General features: G+C 56.4%; 12 protein-coding genes. 1 reads left to right on the forward strand and 11 read right to left on the reverse strand.

Annotated elements, in window-relative coordinates:
- Nucleotides 1-30: 30 nt before the first annotated feature.
- From kdsA to pilM, 11 genes are all read right to left on the reverse strand, one after another.
- Nucleotides 31-882 (reverse strand): 3-deoxy-8-phosphooctulonate synthase, encoded by an 852-nt coding sequence (gene kdsA / locus KO116_RS17760; protein ID WP_035564440.1) that lies wholly within the window; start codon nucleotides 880-882, stop codon nucleotides 31-33.
- Between the two features lie 12 nt (nucleotides 883-894).
- Nucleotides 895-2,550: a CTP synthase gene (locus KO116_RS17765; RefSeq protein WP_035564441.1), complete on the reverse strand. Its 1,656-nt coding sequence runs from the start codon at nucleotides 2,548-2,550 to the stop codon at nucleotides 895-897.
- A 263-nt stretch (nucleotides 2,551-2,813) separates the two neighbouring features.
- Nucleotides 2,814-4,232 carry an FAD-dependent oxidoreductase gene (locus KO116_RS17770; protein WP_035564444.1) on the reverse strand — a complete coding sequence of 473 codons (1,419 nt, stop codon included), beginning with the start codon at nucleotides 4,230-4,232 and terminating at the stop codon, nucleotides 2,814-2,816.
- A gap of 36 nt (nucleotides 4,233-4,268) precedes the next feature.
- Nucleotides 4,269-8,711: a glutamate synthase large subunit gene (gene gltB / locus KO116_RS17775; protein WP_035564446.1), complete on the reverse strand. Its 4,443-nt coding sequence runs from the start codon at nucleotides 8,709-8,711 to the stop codon at nucleotides 4,269-4,271.
- 565 nt (nucleotides 8,712-9,276) lie between these two features.
- A complete protein-coding gene (aroB, locus tag KO116_RS17780) occupies nucleotides 9,277-10,383 on the reverse strand; it encodes a 3-dehydroquinate synthase (RefSeq protein ID WP_035564447.1) in 1,107 nt (368 codons plus the stop codon).
- Nucleotides 10,380-10,967 carry a shikimate kinase AroK gene (aroK, locus tag KO116_RS17785; RefSeq protein ID WP_035564449.1) on the reverse strand — a complete coding sequence of 196 codons (588 nt, stop codon included), beginning with the start codon at nucleotides 10,965-10,967 and terminating at the stop codon, nucleotides 10,380-10,382. Before aroK ends, aroB begins: the two co-directional genes overlap by 4 nt.
- Nucleotides 10,967-13,051: a type IV pilus secretin PilQ gene (gene pilQ / locus KO116_RS17790; RefSeq protein WP_035564451.1), complete on the reverse strand. Its 2,085-nt coding sequence runs from the start codon at nucleotides 13,049-13,051 to the stop codon at nucleotides 10,967-10,969. Before pilQ ends, aroK begins: the two co-directional genes overlap by 1 nt.
- A 14-nt stretch (nucleotides 13,052-13,065) precedes the next feature.
- Nucleotides 13,066-13,602, reverse strand: coding sequence for a pilus assembly protein PilP (locus KO116_RS17795; protein WP_035564453.1), 537 nt, complete (start codon nucleotides 13,600-13,602; stop codon nucleotides 13,066-13,068).
- A complete protein-coding gene (locus KO116_RS17800) occupies nucleotides 13,599-14,258 on the reverse strand; it encodes a type 4a pilus biogenesis protein PilO (RefSeq protein ID WP_035564455.1) in 660 nt (219 codons plus the stop codon). The genes KO116_RS17795 and KO116_RS17800 overlap by 4 nt, the downstream gene beginning before the upstream one ends.
- A complete protein-coding gene (locus KO116_RS17805; RefSeq protein WP_035564457.1) occupies nucleotides 14,255-14,872 on the reverse strand; it encodes a PilN domain-containing protein in 618 nt (205 codons plus the stop codon). The genes KO116_RS17800 and KO116_RS17805 overlap by 4 nt, the downstream gene beginning before the upstream one ends.
- Complete coding sequence (gene pilM / locus KO116_RS17810) at nucleotides 14,869-15,930, reverse strand: type IV pilus assembly protein PilM (RefSeq protein WP_035564459.1); 1,062 nt, start codon at nucleotides 15,928-15,930, stop codon at nucleotides 14,869-14,871. The genes KO116_RS17805 and pilM overlap by 4 nt, the downstream gene beginning before the upstream one ends.
- A gap of 202 nt (nucleotides 15,931-16,132) precedes the next feature.
- On the opposite strand from pilM, the gene KO116_RS17815 reads away from it, so the two are divergent.
- The gene (locus tag KO116_RS17815; protein ID WP_035564461.1) at nucleotides 16,133-18,661 is read left to right on the forward strand and encodes a penicillin-binding protein 1A; all 2,529 of its coding nucleotides are present in this window, start codon (nucleotides 16,133-16,135) and stop codon (nucleotides 18,659-18,661) included.
- The last annotated feature ends 38 nt before the right edge of the window (nucleotides 18,662-18,699 follow it).

Consider the following 18,699-nt stretch of genomic DNA (forward strand, 5'->3'; position numbering starts at 1 on the left):
TCAGCAAAACACGGCCTATCAAGCCACACGCTAACGAATGGTTAGCGGCTCAAACCCTTTTATCAGCGCATCCAGTTGAGCAAGCTGAGTTAAAAACGGCTCCAACTGATCCAGCGGGAGTGCACAAGGGCCATCGCATTTGGCGTTATCAGGGTCAGGGTGGGCTTCTAAAAACAGCCCTGCAAGCCCAACAGCCACGCCTGCGCGCGCTAATTCAGCCACCTGAGCCCGACGACCGTCAGCACTGTCGGCACGCCCACCCGGGCGCTGCAGCGCGTGGGTCACATCAAAAAATACCGGATACCCGGTTTGCTTCATATCGCCAAAGCCCAGCATATCAACAATCAGGTTGTTGTAACCAAAGCTTGAACCGCGCTCGCAGAGCATCAGCTGGTCGTTACCCGCTTCCTGAAACTTACTCAGGATATGACGCATTTCATGGGGCGCCAAAAACTGCGGCTTCTTGATATTGATGACCGCGCCGGTTTTGGCCATGGCGACTACCAAATCAGTTTGGCGGGCCAAAAAAGCCGGCAGTTGGATAATGTCGGCCACTTCCGCCGCTGCTTCAGCCTGCCAGGGCTCGTGCACGTCGGTGATGATCGGCACGTTATAGCGGGCTTTGATATCGGCCAGAATTTGCAGCCCTTTCTCGATACCCGGGCCGCGGTAGGAGTGAACCGAACTGCGATTAGCTTTATCAAAGCTGGCCTTGAAAACGTAGGGCATCCCCAGTTTCTGGGTCACCGTGACGTAGGCTTGGGCAACTTCGTCGGCAAGCTCAGCAGATTCCAGCACGTTCATGCCGCCCAGCAGCATTAGCGGCAAGGAATTGCCGGCGGTTAAACCGGCTACGTTAATATGACGCTCTTGAGAAGCCATGCTGTTGCCCTCTTATTCCTGCGAATGCGCATGGGCGCGATTACGCGCAGTTTTATGCTCCAACGCGGCGTTCACAAAACCCGAGAAGAGCGGATGACCATCACGCGGCGTGGAAGTGAACTCCGGGTGGAACTGACAGGCCACATACCAAGGGTGATCCGCCAGCTCGATAACCTCGACCAGTGATTGGTCAACACTCTTCCCCGAAATAACCAAACCTGCCTTTTCAAGTTCATCAATAAACTGGTTATTGACCTCGAAACGGTGACGATGGCGCTCAACAATCTCTTCAGACCCGTAGGCTTCGCGCGCTTTGGTGCCGGATGCCAGATGACAGACCTGACCGCCCAAACGCATGGTGCCGCCTAAATCAGACGCTGCATCACGTAACTCGATTTTGCCTTCCGGATTCAGCCACTCTGTGATCAGCCCCACCACCGGGTGTTGGGTATCGTGGGTGAATTCGGTGGAGTTGGCGTCTTTCCAACCCGCCACGTTGCGAGCGAACTCAATCACCGCTACCTGCATGCCCAGGCAAATACCTAGATAGGGAACGTTATTTTCACGCGCGAATTGGGCGGTCATAATCTTGCCCTCCACACCGCGCTCACCAAAACCGCCTGGCACCAGAATGGCGTCTTTGCCCGCCAAACGCTCGGTGCCGTGGCGTTCAATGTCTTCGGAGTCAATATAATCGACGTTGACCTTGATGCGACCTTGGATGCCGGCGTGAATCAGTGCTTCGTTGAGCGACTTGTAGGCATCCAGCAGCTCCATGTACTTACCGACCATGGCGATGCTGACCGACTTGAGCGGGTTGAGCTTGGCATCGAGCACCTTCACCCACTCGGATAAATCTGCTTCCGGGGCTTCCAGGCGCAGCTTATCGCAAACGATTTCGTCCAGGCCGTGCTCGTGGAGCATCAACGGAATGCGGTAGATCGTATCGGCATCCTGAAGCGGCACTACGGCCCGCTCTTCGACGTTGGTGAACAGGGCGATTTTGCGACGCTCGCTCTCTTCCAGCTCAACTTCGCTGCGGCAAATCAGAATATCCGGCTGGATACCGATAGAGCGCAGCTCTTTAACGCTGTGCTGGGTCGGTTTGGTTTTGGTCTCACCCGCCGTTTTGATGTAGGGCACCAGGGTCAGGTGCATAAACAGCGCGCGGTTAGCGCCCTGTTCACTACGGATTTGGCGAATCGACTCCAGGAAAGGCAGTGATTCGATATCACCGACCGTGCCGCCAATTTCCACCAGCGCCACATCAAAACCTTCACCGCCCGCGTAAACGCGCTCTTTAATCTCGTCGGTGATATGCGGAATCACCTGAACGGTGCCGCCTAGATAGTCGCCCCGGCGCTCTTTACGCAGTACGTGCTCGTAAACACGACCAGTCGTAAAGTTGTTGCGCTGGGTCATTTTGGTGCGAATAAAGCGCTCGTAATGCCCGAGATCAAGGTCGGTTTCGGCACCATCTTCTGTGACGAACACCTCACCGTGCTGGAAGGGGCTCATGGTGCCCGGATCCACGTTGATGTACGGGTCGAGCTTGAGCATGGTGACCTTAAGGCCGCGGGCCTCTAAAATCGCCGCAAGCGAGGCGGAGGCGATGCCCTTGCCAAGAGAGGACACAACGCCGCCGGTCACGAAGATATATCGTGTCATGGATAACCTGTCGAAACGTGATCAGAAGGCACGGCAGAAAGCCACGCCAGGATGGGTCGACAGACTAGCAGATTACGACCTAAGGCTCAATTTGAACTGAGCAGTCAAAACCTACTTAACCTAATCACTCTTGTGCAACCGCCCCAGCGATAGGTCTACGCGAGGGCGCTGTGAACCCTTCCCTGGGCGCTACTTTCGCCATCCCTGGCGAAAGACCCTCGCTACGACCTATCCCTGGAGCTGCTCTATGCATCAGGCGTGCTCTACACGCCCAGGTAATCCAGAATACCTTCGGCTGCTTGGCGGCCTTCGTAAATCGCCGTGACCACCAAATCAGAGCCGCGCACCATGTCGCCACCGGCAAAGATTTTTTCATTGCTGGTTTGGAAGGCGTACTGGCCGTGCTCCGGGGCGGTGACGCGGTCGCGCTCGTCAACTTGGATATTAGAGCTATCGAACCACGGCGCCGGGCTGGCCTGGAAGCCAAAAGCAATGACCACGGCATCCGCCGCGATGATCTCTTCAGAGCCGGGCACTACTTCAGGACGTTGACGGCCATTTTCGTCTGGCTCCCCCAAGCGTGTGCGCACCACCTTCACGCCCTCGACCTTCTCTTCACCGACGACCGCCACCGGCTGACGATTGAACAGAAACTCCACGCCCTCTTCACGGGCATTGGAGACCTCACGGCGCGACCCCGGCATGTTGCCCTCGTCACGACGATAGGCACAGGTCACGCTGGTAGCGTTCTGGCGAATGGACGTACGGTTACAGTCCATCGCCGTATCGCCGCCGCCCAGCACGACCACACGCTTGCCTTCCATGGAGATATAGTCGTTGGGATCTTTTTCAAAGCCCAGGCAGCGGTTGACGTTGGCAATCAGGAAGTCCAGCGCTTTGTAAACGCCCGGCAGGTCTTCGCCAGGGAAGCCGCCTTCCATGTACTTATAGGTGCCCATCCCCAGGAATACCGCGTCGTACTCCTGCATCAAGGTTTCAAACTCGATATCGGTGCCGATTTCGGTATTGAGGCGAAACTCGACGCCCATCTCCTCAAAAACCGCGCGGCGGCGCTCCATTACGCTCTTTTCCAGCTTGAACTCGGGAATACCAAAGGTCAGCAGGCCACCGATTTCCGGGTACTTGTCGAACACCACCGGCTTAACGCCGTTGCGGGCCAAAATATCCGCACAGCCCAAGCCCGCCGGGCCTGCACCAATGATGGCGACTTTTTTATCCGTCCAGGTCACATGGGACATGTCCGGGCGCCAGCCCATGGCAAACGCCGTATCGGTGATGTACTTCTCCACCGAGCCGATGGTGACCGCACCAAAGCCATCATTTAGCGTGCAGTCGCCTTCGCACAGACGATCCTGCGGGCACACGCGGCCACACACCTCGGGCAGCGAGTTGGTTTTGTGCGAAAGCTCTGCAGCTTCAATAATGTTGCCTTCCACCACCAGCTGCAGCCAGTTAGGAATGTAGTTATGCACCGGGCACTTCCACTCGCAGTACGGGTTACCGCAGTGCAGACAGCGATGCGCCTGACTGGCCGCATCGGTGGGTTTGAACGGTTCGTAGATCTCCGCGAACTCTTTGGCACGGGCACGGGCATCTTTCTTTTGTGGGTCCTTACGACCCACATCGACAAACTGAAAATCGTTATTTAAACGGTTAGCCATGATCTCTCTCCTGTCAGCGTGAGGGGCATAAGCGAGTTATTGCGGCTGACGCCGAGACTGATCCAGCAAACTACCTAAGCTTGCCGCTTTTGGCTTCACCAGCCAGAAGTGGCGCGCATAGTCGCTGAAGTCTTCCAAAATAGCCGCCCCGCGCGCGGAACCCGTCGCGGCCACATAGGCTTCGATCATTTCACGCAGGTGACGACGATACGCCTCCATGGCCTCTGTGTTGACACGATGAATCTCGACCAGCTCGTGGTTGTACTTGTCCACGAAGGTGCGTTCCTCATCCAACACATAGGCAAACCCACCGGTCATCCCCGCGCCGAAGTTCACGCCGGTTTCGCCAAGTACGCAGACCAAGCCGCCGGTCATATATTCGCAGCAGTGGTCGCCTGCGCCTTCAATGACTGCAGAAGCACCGGAATTACGCACCCCGAAGCGCTCACCCGCCGTACCGGCTGCAAACAATGTACCGCCGGTGGCCCCGTACAGGCAGGTATTACCGATAATCGCCGTTTTATGGCTCTCAAACTGGCTGACTTTGGGCGGCACAATCACAATACTGCCACCGTTCATGCCCTTGCCGACGTAATCGTTGGCGTCGCCTTCGAGATACAAATTCAAGCCACGCGCATTCCACACCCCAAAGCTCTGGCCTGCTACGCCAGTAAAGCGAGCGGTGATCGGTGCCGTTTCCAGGCCCTCTTCGCCATAGCGCTTGGCAATCGCGCCAGAGGTTAGCGCTGCCACACTGCGGTCACAGTTGGTGATGGTGAAATCGAACTCACCGCCCGAGCGATTTTCAATGGCGTCTTTTAGCGCCGCCAACACTTCCTGGTTCTTGGCACCGGGGTCGTGCGGCACGTTGCGGCTAACCTTACAGAACTGCGGTGCATCTTTAGGCACAAAGTCATTCGCTAACAGCGGCGTTAGATCAAGCTTACGCTGAGAAGCGGTATTGCCTTCCAACACTTCAAGCAAATCGGTACGCCCGATTAGATCGGTCAGCTTGCGCACACCCAATACCGCCATGAGCTCACGCACTTCTTCGGCAATAAAACGGAAGTAGTTTTTAACCATATCCACGGTGCCACGGAAGTGCTCGCCCCGCAGGAAATCATCCTGAGTGGCGACACCGGTGGCGCAGTTATTGAGGTGACAGATACGCAGGTACTTGCAACCCAACGCGACCATCGGCGCAGTGCCAAAACCAAAGCTCTCAGCACCCAGAATCGCGGCTTTAACCACATCCAGGCCGGTTTTCAGGCCGCCGTCGGTCTGCAGGCGAATTTTGTCGCGCAGGCCGTTGATACGTAGCGCTTGATGCACTTCCGGCAGCCCCAACTCCCAGGGCGAACCCGCATGCTTGATGGAGGTCAACGGACTTGCCGCCGTGCCGCCATCGTAACCGGACACGGTAATCAAATCCGCATAGGCCTTGGCCACACCGGTAGCGATCGTGCCGATACCCGGCTCAGACACCAGCTTCACCGATACCTGGGCATCTGGATTGACCTGCTTAAGATCAAAAATCAGCTGAGCCAAATCTTCGATGGAGTAAATATCGTGGTGCGGCGGCGGTGAAATCAGCGTCACGCCGGGTACTGCGTAGCGCAGCCGGGCAATCAACTGGTTCACTTTACCGCCGGGCAGCTGGCCACCTTCACCAGGCTTAGCGCCCTGGGCAACTTTGATCTGCAGCACTTCTGCGTTGACCAGATAATGGGGCGTCACGCCAAAACGGCCGGAGGCGATCTGCTTGATTTTCGAGCTACGGATAGTGCCGTAGCGCGCCGGGTCTTCACCGCCTTCGCCAGAGTTGGAGCGGCCGCCCGCTTCGTTCATCGCCTGCGCCAACGCTTCGTGGGCTTCCGGTGAAAGCGCACCCAGTGACATACCCGCGCTGTCAAAACGCGGCAGCAGCTCTTCAACGGGCTCGACTTCTTCCAGCGCAATCGGCGTTTCCGCAGGCTTGAGCTTGAGCAAGTCACGAATGGTGGCCACCGGACGCTCGTTCACCAGCTGGGCAAACTTCTTCCACTTAGTATAGCTGCCTTCCTGAACCGCCGCCTGCAGCGACATCACTACATCGGGGTTATAGGCGTGGTACTCGTGGCCGTGGACATACTTGAACATGCCGCCCTGGGAGATACCTTTACGCGGAATCCAGGCATCTTTCGCCAGCAGCGCCTGCTGCATCTGCAGCTCGGCAAAACCGGCGCCTTGGATGCGCGACGCCATACCGACAAAGCACAGATCCATTACTTCGTCCGCCAAACCCACGGCTTCAAACAGCATTGAGCCGCGGTAGGAGGCCAGCGTCGAGATACCCATTTTAGACAGGATCTTGAACAGGCCTTTCTGCAGACCTTTACGGTAATTCTCGCGGCCATCGGCAGGGTTACCGGTTAGCTCGCCGGTACGGTGCATATCCGCCATGACCTGATAAGCGAGCCACGGATAAACCGCCGTGGCACCCACGCCAAACAGCACTGCCATTTGATGAGCATCGCGGGCGTAGCCGGTTTCCACCACGATATTGGCGTTGGGACGCAGCGCCAAACGGCCTAAGTGAGAGTGCACGGCACCCACGGCCAGGGCGGCCTGTATGGGAATCAGCCCTTTCGCCAGCTCGGCATCGGTGAGTACCAGAATGACTTTACCAGCGCGCACCTGTGCTTCGGCCTCTTCACATAGTGCCTTGAGCGCTTGATGAAGGCTCTGCTGTTCAGGATCGTAACCCAACGACAATGTATAGCTGGCAAAGGCCGGATCATCCTGGCTCACCAGCGCGGTAAATTTACGCGGCGATAGCACCGGCGTGGTCAAGATCAAACGGTGAGCGTGCTCAGGCGTCGCTTTAAAGACGTTGAGCTCCGCGCCACAGCAGGTTTCCAGCGACATCACGATCGCTTCGCGCAGCGGGTCGATGGGCGGGTTGGTGACCTGGGCAAACTTCTGACGGAAGAAATCCGTCAGCAGGCGCGGACGACTGGAGAGCACCGCCATCGGTGTATCGTCGCCCATAGAGCCAACGGCTTCCTGACCACTTTCCGCCAGCGGACGCAGCACCTGGTCGCGCTCTTCAAAGCTCACTTGGAACAGTTTCTGCTGAACGTTGAGCGAATCGGTATCCATGCTCTGGAAACGCGCAAGCTCAGTTAGCGCCGACTCTAAATAATTGGCTTCCTGCTTTAACCAACGCTTATAAGGGTAGGCGGATTTCAGGCGCTCATCGATATCGGTGGTATGCAGCACTTCGCCGGTCTGGGTGTCTACGGCAAGCATTTGACCGGGGCCAACACGGCCTTTGGCCACCACGTCTTCCGGCTTATAGCCGTAGGTGCCCGTTTCCGATGCCAGCGTGATATAACCGTTTTTAGTAATCACCCAGCGCGCCGGGCGCAGGCCGTTACGGTCCAGCATACACACCGCTTGGCGACCGTCGGTCATCACTACGCCCGCCGGACCGTCCCACGGCTCCATGTGCATGGAATTGTATTCGTAGAAAGCACGCAGTTCAGCGTCCATGGTTTCTACGTTCTGCCAGGCGGGCGGCACCATCATACGTACCGCGCGGTGCAGTTCCATGCCACCGGTCAGCAATACTTCCAGCATGTTATCCATACTGGAGGAGTCAGAGCCGGTGGTATTAACGATCTCGTCCAGCTCGGCGATATCCGGCAGGCGATCGTTAACGAAGTTGGCTTTACGCGAGTTCGCCCAGCCGCGATTGGCTTCAATCGTATTGATCTCACCATTGTGCGCCAACAGGCGAAACGGCTGTGCCAGTGGCCAACGCGGCGCGGTATTGGTCGAGAAGCGCTGGTGGAAAACGCAAATGGCAGTTTCCAGGCGCGAGTCATTCAAGTCGTGATAAAAGGCCGGCAGATCTTCCGGCATCACCAGGCCTTTATAGGAGATGACTTCTGACGATAGCGAGGCAACATAGAAGTCTTCTTCGTCGCGCAGCGCCTGCTCGGCGCGGCGACGAGCCATAAAGAGGTCAACATCGAAGTGCTCACCCAGGCCCGGCTGTACAAAAAGCTGACGAATACGCGGCAGGCAGTCCAGCGCCATGGGGCCACAAACGCTGGGGTCGGTAGGCACATCGCGCCAGCCCAATACGTTGAGGCCGCGCGCTTCAAGCTCACGCGTTAAGGTATCGCGGGCACTTGCTTCACGGGCGTCATCGTTGGGCAGAAACACCACGCCCACGGCAAAGCGTTCGCCAAGCTCAGCATCAAACGCCTCTTTGGCCAGCGCCTGCATAAAGGGAGTGGGCATTTTAAGTAGCAAGCCACAACCGTCGCCGGTCTTTCCGTCGGCAGCGATACCACCCCGGTGGGTCATGCAGGTCAGTGATTCAATGGCAGTTTTCAGCAAATCGTGGCTAGCCTGGCCTTCCATATGGGCAATCAGGCCAAAACCACAGTTATCGCGAAACTCGCCAGGCTGGTGAAGACCTCTATTCATGGGCGTGCCTCTACTAGTCAACGTATTTTTTTAGCAGCGTGCTTATGGTATAAAGGACGGTTTTGCTTTTTTTATGATGCTTATAACCTGCCCAGAATGGGGTGTTTCCCACGTTCGCTGCCGCAAGAAAATGGCCGGTCAGCATAGCGATTAGCGCCCACGTTGCGCAATCGCTTGGTGCTTATAACGTTAGAGAAACTCTTTTCAAATCCTGTATTTGCACTCTCATTCAAGAAAAAAATACATATACTTCAAAGGCTTGTAGTCAGTTAAAACGCTATTTTAACGCTCTTTATTTTCCATTAAACTTTAGTCTAAATAGCATGCAAACACCCATGCCGATAGCGCATAAGGCATACGGATTATACAAAACAGCGTTCGACTAATCGTCTCACGGCGCAGCCAAGTGAATACAAAACCGCCCAGTGAAACCACTCTGCGTAAGGAGCGATCCATTGGGCGGCTATAGCTGGCTAGGCTTTGAAATGACTGGGTTTTCAAACGGCCAGGTTTTGAAATGGCCAGATTTTGAAATGGCTAAGTTGCGAAAGGATTACGTGGCCACTCAGCAGCGCGGGTAATCGTCCAGCAGGTTGCGGAGAACATCAACGGGCGTGGCATCGCTAACGCAGGCATCGCCCAGGGCATTAAGCAGCACTAAGCGCAGCCGCGAATCGATGTTTTTCTTGTCCAACCGCATACGGGCTAAAAAGTCATCGCTGGACATATTCGCCGGTGCCGCCAACGGCAGCTCGGCGCTCTCGATCACCGCCAGGCTACGTGCTAGCGCTGCGTCGTCGATCCAGCCCAAGCGCTGGGAAAGCGTTGCCGCCATGGCCATGCCCGCGCCCACTGCCTCCCCGTGTAGCCAGTTGCCGTAGCCCTGGTGCGCCTCAATGGCGTGGCCAAAGGTGTGGCCCAGGTTGAGCAGCGCACGCACGCCCTGCTCGGTTTCATCTTCGGCCACGATATCTGCTTTGATTTGGCAACTGCGCGCAATAGCGTCGGCGACTACTTCCGGCTCTACGTCGAGTAGCGCGGGCATATTGGCTTCCAGCCAGCTTAAAAACGCTTCATCACGGATAAAACCGTACTTGATAACCTCGGCAAGGCCAGCGGAAAGCTCACGGCGGGGCAGGCTCTTCAGCGTATCGATATCCACCAGCACAGCCTTGGGCTGCCAGAAAGCGCCGATCATGTTTTTACCCAGCGGGTGATTGACGCCGGTCTTGCCCCCTACCGACGAATCCACCTGGGAAAGCAGCGTGGTGGGCACCTGGATAAACGCCACGCCGCGCTGATAGGAAGCGGCGGCATAGCCGACCATATCGCCAATCACCCCGCCCCCTAAGGCGATCAGGGTACAGCGGCGGTTAAAACCGGCCTCTAATAGCGCGTCCCAAATACGGCTGACCTGCTCAATGGTTTTGTACTGTTCGCCATCGGGCAGCACGACCGTGCGCACCTCTAAATGCTCCGGCAGGCTAGCGCAGAGTGTTTCCAGGTAGAGCGGCGCGATAGTCTCGTTAGTGACGACCATCACCTGGCTTCCCGCCAGATAAGGCGTCAATGTATCGGTTTGACCGATCAGCCCGGAGCCAATATGAATCGGGTAGCTACGCTCATCTAAAGCAACCTGAAGTGTGCGTTGCGCGCTGGCGGTCGAGGTCATTGCGATACCTTATTATGGTTAAGCGGTCCAGCCGAATGAGGCGAAGAGGAGGGCTCAAGTGGATCCACCAGCCGATGCACCCGGCGCAGTATCTCATTGACCACCGCTCGCGGGCTGCGCCGGTCGGTGCGCACAGCAATATCTGAAGTGGCACGATAGAGCGGGTCGCGCTGAGCAAACATGTCGTTTAGCACTTGTTCGCGGTTAGCGCACTGTAGCAACGGCCGATTGCGATCTTTCGCCGTCCGCTTTAGCTGCTGGTCGACGGTGGTCAACAGATACACCACCGTGCCGCGCTCGCGCAGTGCGCGGCGATTCTCTTCGCGCAGCACCGCACCGCCGCCGGTAGCGACAACCACGGGGGAGAGACGGGTTAACTCATCAATCATATGGATTTCGCGCAGCCGAAAGCCCTGTTCGCCTTCAACATCGAAAATCCACGGAATATCCGCTCCGCAGCGGTCTTGAATGGCGTGGTCACTGTCGTAAAACGGACGCGCGAGCTCTGCCGCCAACAGGCGACCGATGGTGCTTTTGCCAGCCCCCATGGGGCCTATAAGAAATAAATTGGGTAAATCTTGCATCAGCGAACCGTTAAGCCATCGTCTAGGAGTCGTGGAGTAATAAAGACTAACAACTCTACCTTTTCATTGCTCTCTTCGGTATAGCGAAACAGTCTACCCAGGAAAGGAATATCACCCAAAAGCGGTGTTTTGGCGATTTGGCGCAGCTCTTCCGTAGTCAAAATACCGCCTAACACCACCGTTTGGCCGTTATCGACGAGCACCTGGGTCTCGATCTGATTGGTATCAATCGGCGGTTCACCGTCAAACTCTGATTCACGGAAGCTATCATTTTTGATGACCAGATCCATAATAATGCGGTTATCTGGGGTAATCTGCGGGGTGACTTCCAACGACAACTCGGCCTCTTTGAACTCGGTATCAGGATTGTCGTTGCCATCCACACTCTGGAAAGCACGCTCTTCACCCTGGCTGATGCGGGCAGTACGCTGGTTGGCGGTAATAATACGGGGCTGAGAAATAGTTTGGCTTTTCCCTTCGCTTTCCAGCGCACGAAGCTCCAAATCCAACAAGATATCGCCGGCTAAATAACCAAAGCTAAAGCCGGCTCCCGTCCCTGATGAGGCGCCTAAATCAACGGTTAGGCCGCCCTGCGCTCGATTAATGCCATCGGGGTTGATATCGCGCCGGCTGTAGGTACCGTCCTCCCCCTCTTGAAAGCCGCGGGTGCTCGACATGCCCCAGTTAATGCCTAGCTCACGGGAAGCGGTGTCCCTTGCAATGACAATGCGCGCCTCAATCTGTACCTGCCGAACAGCCACGTCCAGGCGGTCAATGGTGCGGGTAATATCGCGCACCTGATCGGCCGTATCCTGCACCAGCAGCGTATTGGTGCGGTTATCAATACTGACACGGCCGCGCTCGGTGAGCAGCCCAAAGCCATCGCCGTCACCGCCACGCAGTAGCTGGGCCAAATCCTCGGCTCGGGCATACTTGATCTCGATAAACTCGGTGACTAGTGGCGATAGCGTCTCACGCTGGTTACGCGCCTCTAGCTCCTGGCGCTCTAAATCAGCCAGCTCACTGGCGGGCGCCACGACAATTACATTGCCCTGTTCGCGGCTCGATAACCCCTGGCTTTGCAGAATCAGCGCGAGCGCCTGATCCCAAGGGACATCGTTTAAGTTGAGCGTCACGCGGCCGGTGACGCTGTCACTGGCAACCAAGTTCAACCCGGTAAATTCAGCCAGCGTCGCTAGCACTGAACGCACTTCGATATCCTGGAAATTAAGGCTCAAGCGTTCGCCATTGAAGCGCTCGCCTGTTGCCTGAGAGGGCTGTGACTCCTGACTGGCGGGCTGCACTTCCACCGTCAGCGTGCGGCCACTCTGCGAAGAGATCATCGCATAAGCACCCTGGGTGGCGATGGATAACTGGGTGTCGCCCTGGTTGGCACGGGGCGTAATCCGGGTGATCGGCGTAGCAAAGTCGGTGACATCGTAGACCTGATTAAGCGAATCCGGAATCGCCACATCGCGCAGGTCAACCAGCACTTGGTCAGGACCACCTTCTCGGACGTTCGCCTCAACCCCTTCGCGGTCAAAGGTAACCAACAAGCGACCAGCACCATCGGCACCGCGACGGAAATCGATATTTTCAATTTGTGGCCCTTCGTCGGTTTCTAGCCCCGCCGAAGAAACACTGGCTGAGGGAGTGGGCGAAGGATTAAGCGATGCGGTCGGCGCGGGGGTAGCGCCAGATGCAAAGGTAATACGTAGCCGACCTTCCTGCACGCTGGTCGTAAATGCCTGCGGTTCGCTGAGATTGACCACCAAGCGCGTGCGGCCATTGCCCTCAAGGGCGGTAATTTGTTCGACGCCGTGGCTATTAATGCTCAAGCGTCGGGTGGCGAGCCCACTTTGGGTGCCGGCCAAATCAAACGTGACACGCGGCGGTGATTCCAAACGGTAGCTGCGCAGTTCGGGCACGCCACCAGAGAAGCTAAGGTCAACGTTGGCGCCACCATTGTCGGCGGGCTGCACGTCAATATCCGTCAGCACCGATGCTACTGCCAATGAAGGCAACAGTGAAAGTAGTGCAACCATGGCCATTAAAAGAGTGATTCGCCAAGCTGTAACTGCCATGAGCTAATATCCGTTTACTCGTTGTTTTCGTTGATAGCAAGCGACACTTGCCGCTCTTGCCAACCTTCGCGCTGGGTAAAGACACGCTCGGTAACACGAATTTCTTGAGCGCTTATCTGGGCAATGCGCCCATAGTCGGTGCCCATATAGTTGCCCTCTTTCACGCTGGTCACATTACCATCTGGAGAGGCAATCATTGCGACTTGCCGCCCCGCCATACGCATCGTACCGACCAAACGCAGTTCTTGCAGAGAAAAGCGTTCTAGTGGCTCTGGTATGCGCTGCTGGTCAGGCGCAAGCGCGCCCTCACTACGATCAGCATCATCCTGAGCAATGGCATCTGGCGGTAAAAAGGGGCTGCGGTCTTCGCTATATAGATAAGCCAAGGTACGGCTTTCAGGCAGCGCAACCGCAATGACCGGCGGCTGACCACCCGGCGACTGACGAATATCGGCCAACGTACTTTCAAGCTGAGTTAACTCTGCATCCGCACAGCCCGTGAGCAGCCCCATACTAACCATCATTCCCATGAGCTTTGCTGTACTTGTCATAGTGGCTCCACCCCATCAGTTGGGGGTTGGTCGCCCGGTTCCAGGTAACGATAAGTGCGGGCCAGTAGCGAAAGGCGCAGCGTGTCGCCACGCTCTTCTACCGGCTCCAAGGTAAAATCGTGCTGAGTCACCATGCGGGGTAACGACGCGATATCAGCACTAAAGCGCGCCAACTGGTGATAATCACCGCGTACCTGTATATCCAGCGGCTGCTCGACATAGTGGGCCTGGGTTAGCGTTGGACGTAGCCGAATCGTTTCAATGGTGAGACGGTTGTCAATGGCGGCATCGCTAATGCTATCGAGCAGAGAAGGGATCTCCGCATCGGTGGGCAGCATTGTGCGCAAACGCGCTATTTGCCCTTCCAAGGTCGCTAGCTGTTCGCGCATTTCCGGTAAAAAGGCGGCTTCCGAGGCTTTACTGCGGTATTCGCTTAGCAGCCCCACCTCTTCACGCTGCGCCTCCTTAAAGGATTCCCGCTGCTCGCTCACAACGAACCACAGCATGACACTCAATGCTGCCAGCAGAGCCAAACAACAGCTCAACACTTTTAGCAGCAATGGCCATCCACCGGCTTCCTTAATATCTAGATCGCGCCAATCGACATCGCGAAGGCGCTGCCACTCGATAGCCCACTGCTCGCGATTAAGGCTCATGACGAACCCTCTTCTTCCTCATCCTGTTCTGCCACATCCTGCTCTTCCACATCTTTAGCAACACCTTGCGGCACCGCTACCGTGGTCTGCTCCACGTCAAAACGAAACACGCGACCAGCGCCGTTCTGTTCGCTCTCCACCGCCGACAGCGAAGGCACTCCCAACCCTGGCAGCGCTGCAATACGGCGCAACTGCTCAGAGACCTGCCGTTCGCTGCCGGCCACCGCAGTGACACTGACTTGAGCGCCGTTTTTCGCTAATCGTTGATAAATAACGCCGTTAGCCACGCTGTTAGCCACGTCATTCAACAGCTGCACAGTGTCTGCTTGCTCACTCTGTAACGTCTGAAACACCGCAATCTGCTCACCTAGGCGTTCGGCATCACTGGCGTAGCGTGACACGCCCGCGATATCCGCACTAAGGCGTTCAATATGGTCACTCACATAGGCATTGCGCTGCTGCTGGGCCGCCAATTTAAGCTGGTAATAATGGGAGATCAGCAACCCCAGCGCGACGCCCAGTATCAGCATACCGGCCAAGACAACATAAAATTTGCGGGTATTTCGCTCACGCTGCGCTTCCCGCCAGGGCAGCAGGTTAATGTTCATGCTCATTGGCTCACCCGCATCGCTAGGCCACCCGCAGTGAGCATCGCTGGCGCATCATTGGTCAACGCCTGAAGGTTTAAGCGCTTATTGACCAGCATGCGCTGGAAGGGGTTGGCAATGGTCACCGACATACCACTGTCTTCAGCAATCCGTTCGGCAAGACCGGGAATCACGCTCGATCCGCCTGCCAACACAATGTGTTGCACCTCTTGCTGACGCCCGGCGGTGTAGTAAAGCTGCAAGGAGCGCCCTACCTGCTGCACTACGGTTTCCAGGAAAGGATTGAGGACGCGCTCAGGGTAATCATCAGGTAGTCCGCCACGTTTTTTAGCGAAGCCCGCTTCCTCCATACTCAAATCGTAGCGTTCGCGAATCGCATCGGTAAGCTGGCGGCCACCGAAAACGGTGTCGCGGGTATAAACGATATGACCACCACGGACAACGTGAAAGGCGTTCATATTGGCGCCAATGTCCACCAAGCCAACGCAGGCGGCAGGGTCATTCTCTACCTTTAGCTGGCGGCGCAATTCGGCAAGCGAACGCTCCATGGCAAAGGTTTCTACGTCCACCGCAGCCGGTTCCAAGCCAGCGCGCTCTAACGTCTCGGTAAGCTGAGTGATGTCCTGCTGGCGGCAAGCCACCAGCATTACCTGCTGTTGGCCGTCGTCAAAGGGAGCAGGGCCCAGACACTCAAAATCAAACGCCACTTCATTGAACGGAAAGGGAATATGGCGGTCTGATTCGGCCACGATGCGCTCTTCAATTTCCTCTTCACTCAGCCCGATGGGAAAACTGAGTGTTTTGGTGATCGCTGCGCTGGCAGGAACCGCCACCGCTGCTTTGCGTGTGGAGGGCTTAGCATGTTCAACGGCACGGCTAAGCACGCTAGCCACATCATCTATATCGCGGATACGGCGTTCAACCACTGCGCCTTCGCGTAATGGTCTTACGGCATAACTTTCTACTTGGTAATTATCGTGGCACTGTTTTAGCTCAAGCAGCTTAACGGTCGCTGATGTAATATCGACGCCGATCAACCCTTTACCAGATTTCAGAAAGCGCATATTGGGTTCGGCTCCGCCTACTTTTCGCCCGTCTTCACATGTCGTTTGAGGTTACATGATTTTCAGTTAAGTCACACGCGATCGAACTGACGGCATATCAACACTGGTGGCCGCCGCCTCAGCTTCCTATAATGGCAGCCAATTGCATGATACGGCCGTTTAGATGCCGATCTTTTTATTCTTCCCAGGGTGCTCTTCGTACATGACGTTTCTTCGAACCCTTATCGTGTCGCTCTTTTTTCTGATTGTATCGTTGGTCGGTGCCACTGCGTTAGCTGTGGTAGGCGCCGCCATTTATTTTGCGCCGGGTCTTCCCGACGTTCGCCAATTGCAGGATTTCGAACTGCATACGCCGCTACGTATTTTTACCCAAGACGGTAAATTGATTGGCGAGTTTGGCGAAGAGCGCCGCATGGCGATCAATTTTGATGAAATACCGCAGGATATGATCAATGCCTTGATCGCTGCCGAGGATGCTAGCTATTTCGACCATGCTGGCGTCGACCCACGCGGCTTAGCCAGAGCCGCGGTGGAGCTTGTGCAGAGTGGCGGCACCATCCAATCGGGTGGTTCGACCATCACCATGCAGGTCGCGCGTAACTACATGCTGACGCTGGACCAGACCTTTACGCGCAAAATTCGCGAAATTCTGCTGGCACTGCAAATGGAGCAGGTACTCAATAAAGAGGAGATCTTCGAGCTTTACGTCAATAAGATTTTCTTGGGTAATCGCGCTTACGGTATCGCTGCCGCCGCTGAAACCTATTATGACAAGCCGCTCGCCGAATTGAGTTTGGCACAAACGGCGATGATTGCTGGCTTACCCAAGGCGCCCTCTGCCTTCAACCCGCTGGCCAACTCCGAGCGTTCGCTGATTCGTCGTAACTGGATTCTGTTCCGCATGCGTGAACTGGGCTATATCGACGACGAGACTTATCAAGTCGCGGTACAGGACCCTGTCACCGCCCGCCGCCACTTTACCCAAGCCGAGGTTGATGCCGCTTATGTATCGGAAATGGCGCGGCAGTACGCGGTAGAGCGCTTTGGCGATGAGGCTTACACCGGCGGCTATCGTGTCTACACCACCATTGATAGCGAGCTGCAGCCCTACGCCCGCCAAGCACTGGCCAATGGCTTGACGGACTACGACCTGCGTCACGGCTGGCGCGGGCCAGAGCAGAGCGACATTGCTTCCAGTCTTGTGGAAGCGCAGGAGCAAACTGCAACCCAAGGGCTTGAAGAAGAGCTTTCCGAGTCGCCCGAAATTCGTCAGACCGCCCGCCAGGCCGCCCAGCGCAGTCAAACGGAAGTCGAGGGGATCGAGGGTGACGTCAGTAACTGGGTCCAGGTGCTTGAGCGCACACCCAATTACGGCATTCTCCAACCCGCCATTGTGGTCGAGAGCAGCGATCGCGAAATGCAGGTACTTACCCGCCGTGGTGGCCTACAGACCATTGCCTGGGAAGGCTTGAACTGGGCTCGCCCTTATCTGAGCCCGCGTAGCCGTGGTGCCGAGCCAAGCTCAGCGGCTGAGATTGCGGTACGTGGCGATATGATCCGCGTGATTGAGAATGATGACGGCTCGCTTCGCCTCTCTCAGCGCCCGGATGCCGAAGGCTCGCTGGTGGTCCAAGACCCGCAAACAGGCGCTATTTTGGCCCTGCAGGGCGGCTTCGACTTTAATGCCAGTAAGTTCAATCGTGCCGTGCAGGCCCGGCGTCAATCGGGCTCAATCTTCAAACCGTTTATTTATTTAGCGGCCCTTGAAAATGGCGAAATGAACGCCGCCAGCGTGGTTAACGATGCGCCTGTGGTGCTTGACGATGGCAGTAACTCATTGTGGCGGCCGGTCAACTCTAGCCGCGACTTCCAAGGCCCCATGCGCTTACGCCCAGCCCTGGCTCGTTCGCGCAACCTAGTGACGATCCGTGTGCTGCAGACCATGGGGCTGGATTACACAATTAACTTTTTGAAAGGTTTCGGTTTCTCCCCCGACCAACTTCCCAACGGCTTATCATTAGCACTAGGCAGTGCCAGCTTAACGCCAATGGAAATGACCAACGCCTACGCGGTGCTCGCCAATGGTGGCTTTCAAGTGACACCTTGGTTTATTGAGCGGGTAACCCGTGATGATGATAACGAAGTCATCGATGAAGCTACCCCACAGGTCGCCTGCTCCAGTTGTGCCGAGGGTCAGGAGACGGTGGAAATTGATGGTCGCGAGTACCCGATCGCCAAACGAGTGGCCGACCCGGCCGCGGTGTATATCTTGCGCGATATGCTGCGTGATGTTATTACCTCGGGCACTGGCCGCGGTGCGCTAAGCCTTAACCGTGACGATATCGTCGGCAAAACCGGCACTACCAACAGCCAGCGTGATGCCTGGTTTGCAGGCTTTAATAGCAACTTGGTGACCACGGTATGGGTGGGTAAGGATAGTAACGAAACCATTTCTGAATATGGGGCTCAGGCCGCACTACCTATCTGGGTAGCGTTTATGGGTGATGCCCTGGAAGGAACGCCGAGTGCCGTGCCCGAACGCCCAGAGACTGTCGTTACGGCACGTGTGGACCCGAGCACAGGCCAGCGTTTAGCGGACGGTCAGTCTGGTGGTATCTCTGAATTGTTCCATCAGGATCACTTGCCGGATTACCAGCAGCGCCGCATCAGCCGTGAGCTGGAAGAAGTCAGCGGTTCACAGGGGTCAGGCACCGCCGAGTCGATCTTCTAACCGAGCGGGCTCTCTCAGCTATCCGCTAAACCAACTAA

Origin of the sequence: Halomonas sp. KO116, from assembly GCF_000734975.2 — a bacterium.
Lineage (GTDB): Bacteria > Pseudomonadota > Gammaproteobacteria > Pseudomonadales > Halomonadaceae > Vreelandella > Vreelandella glaciei.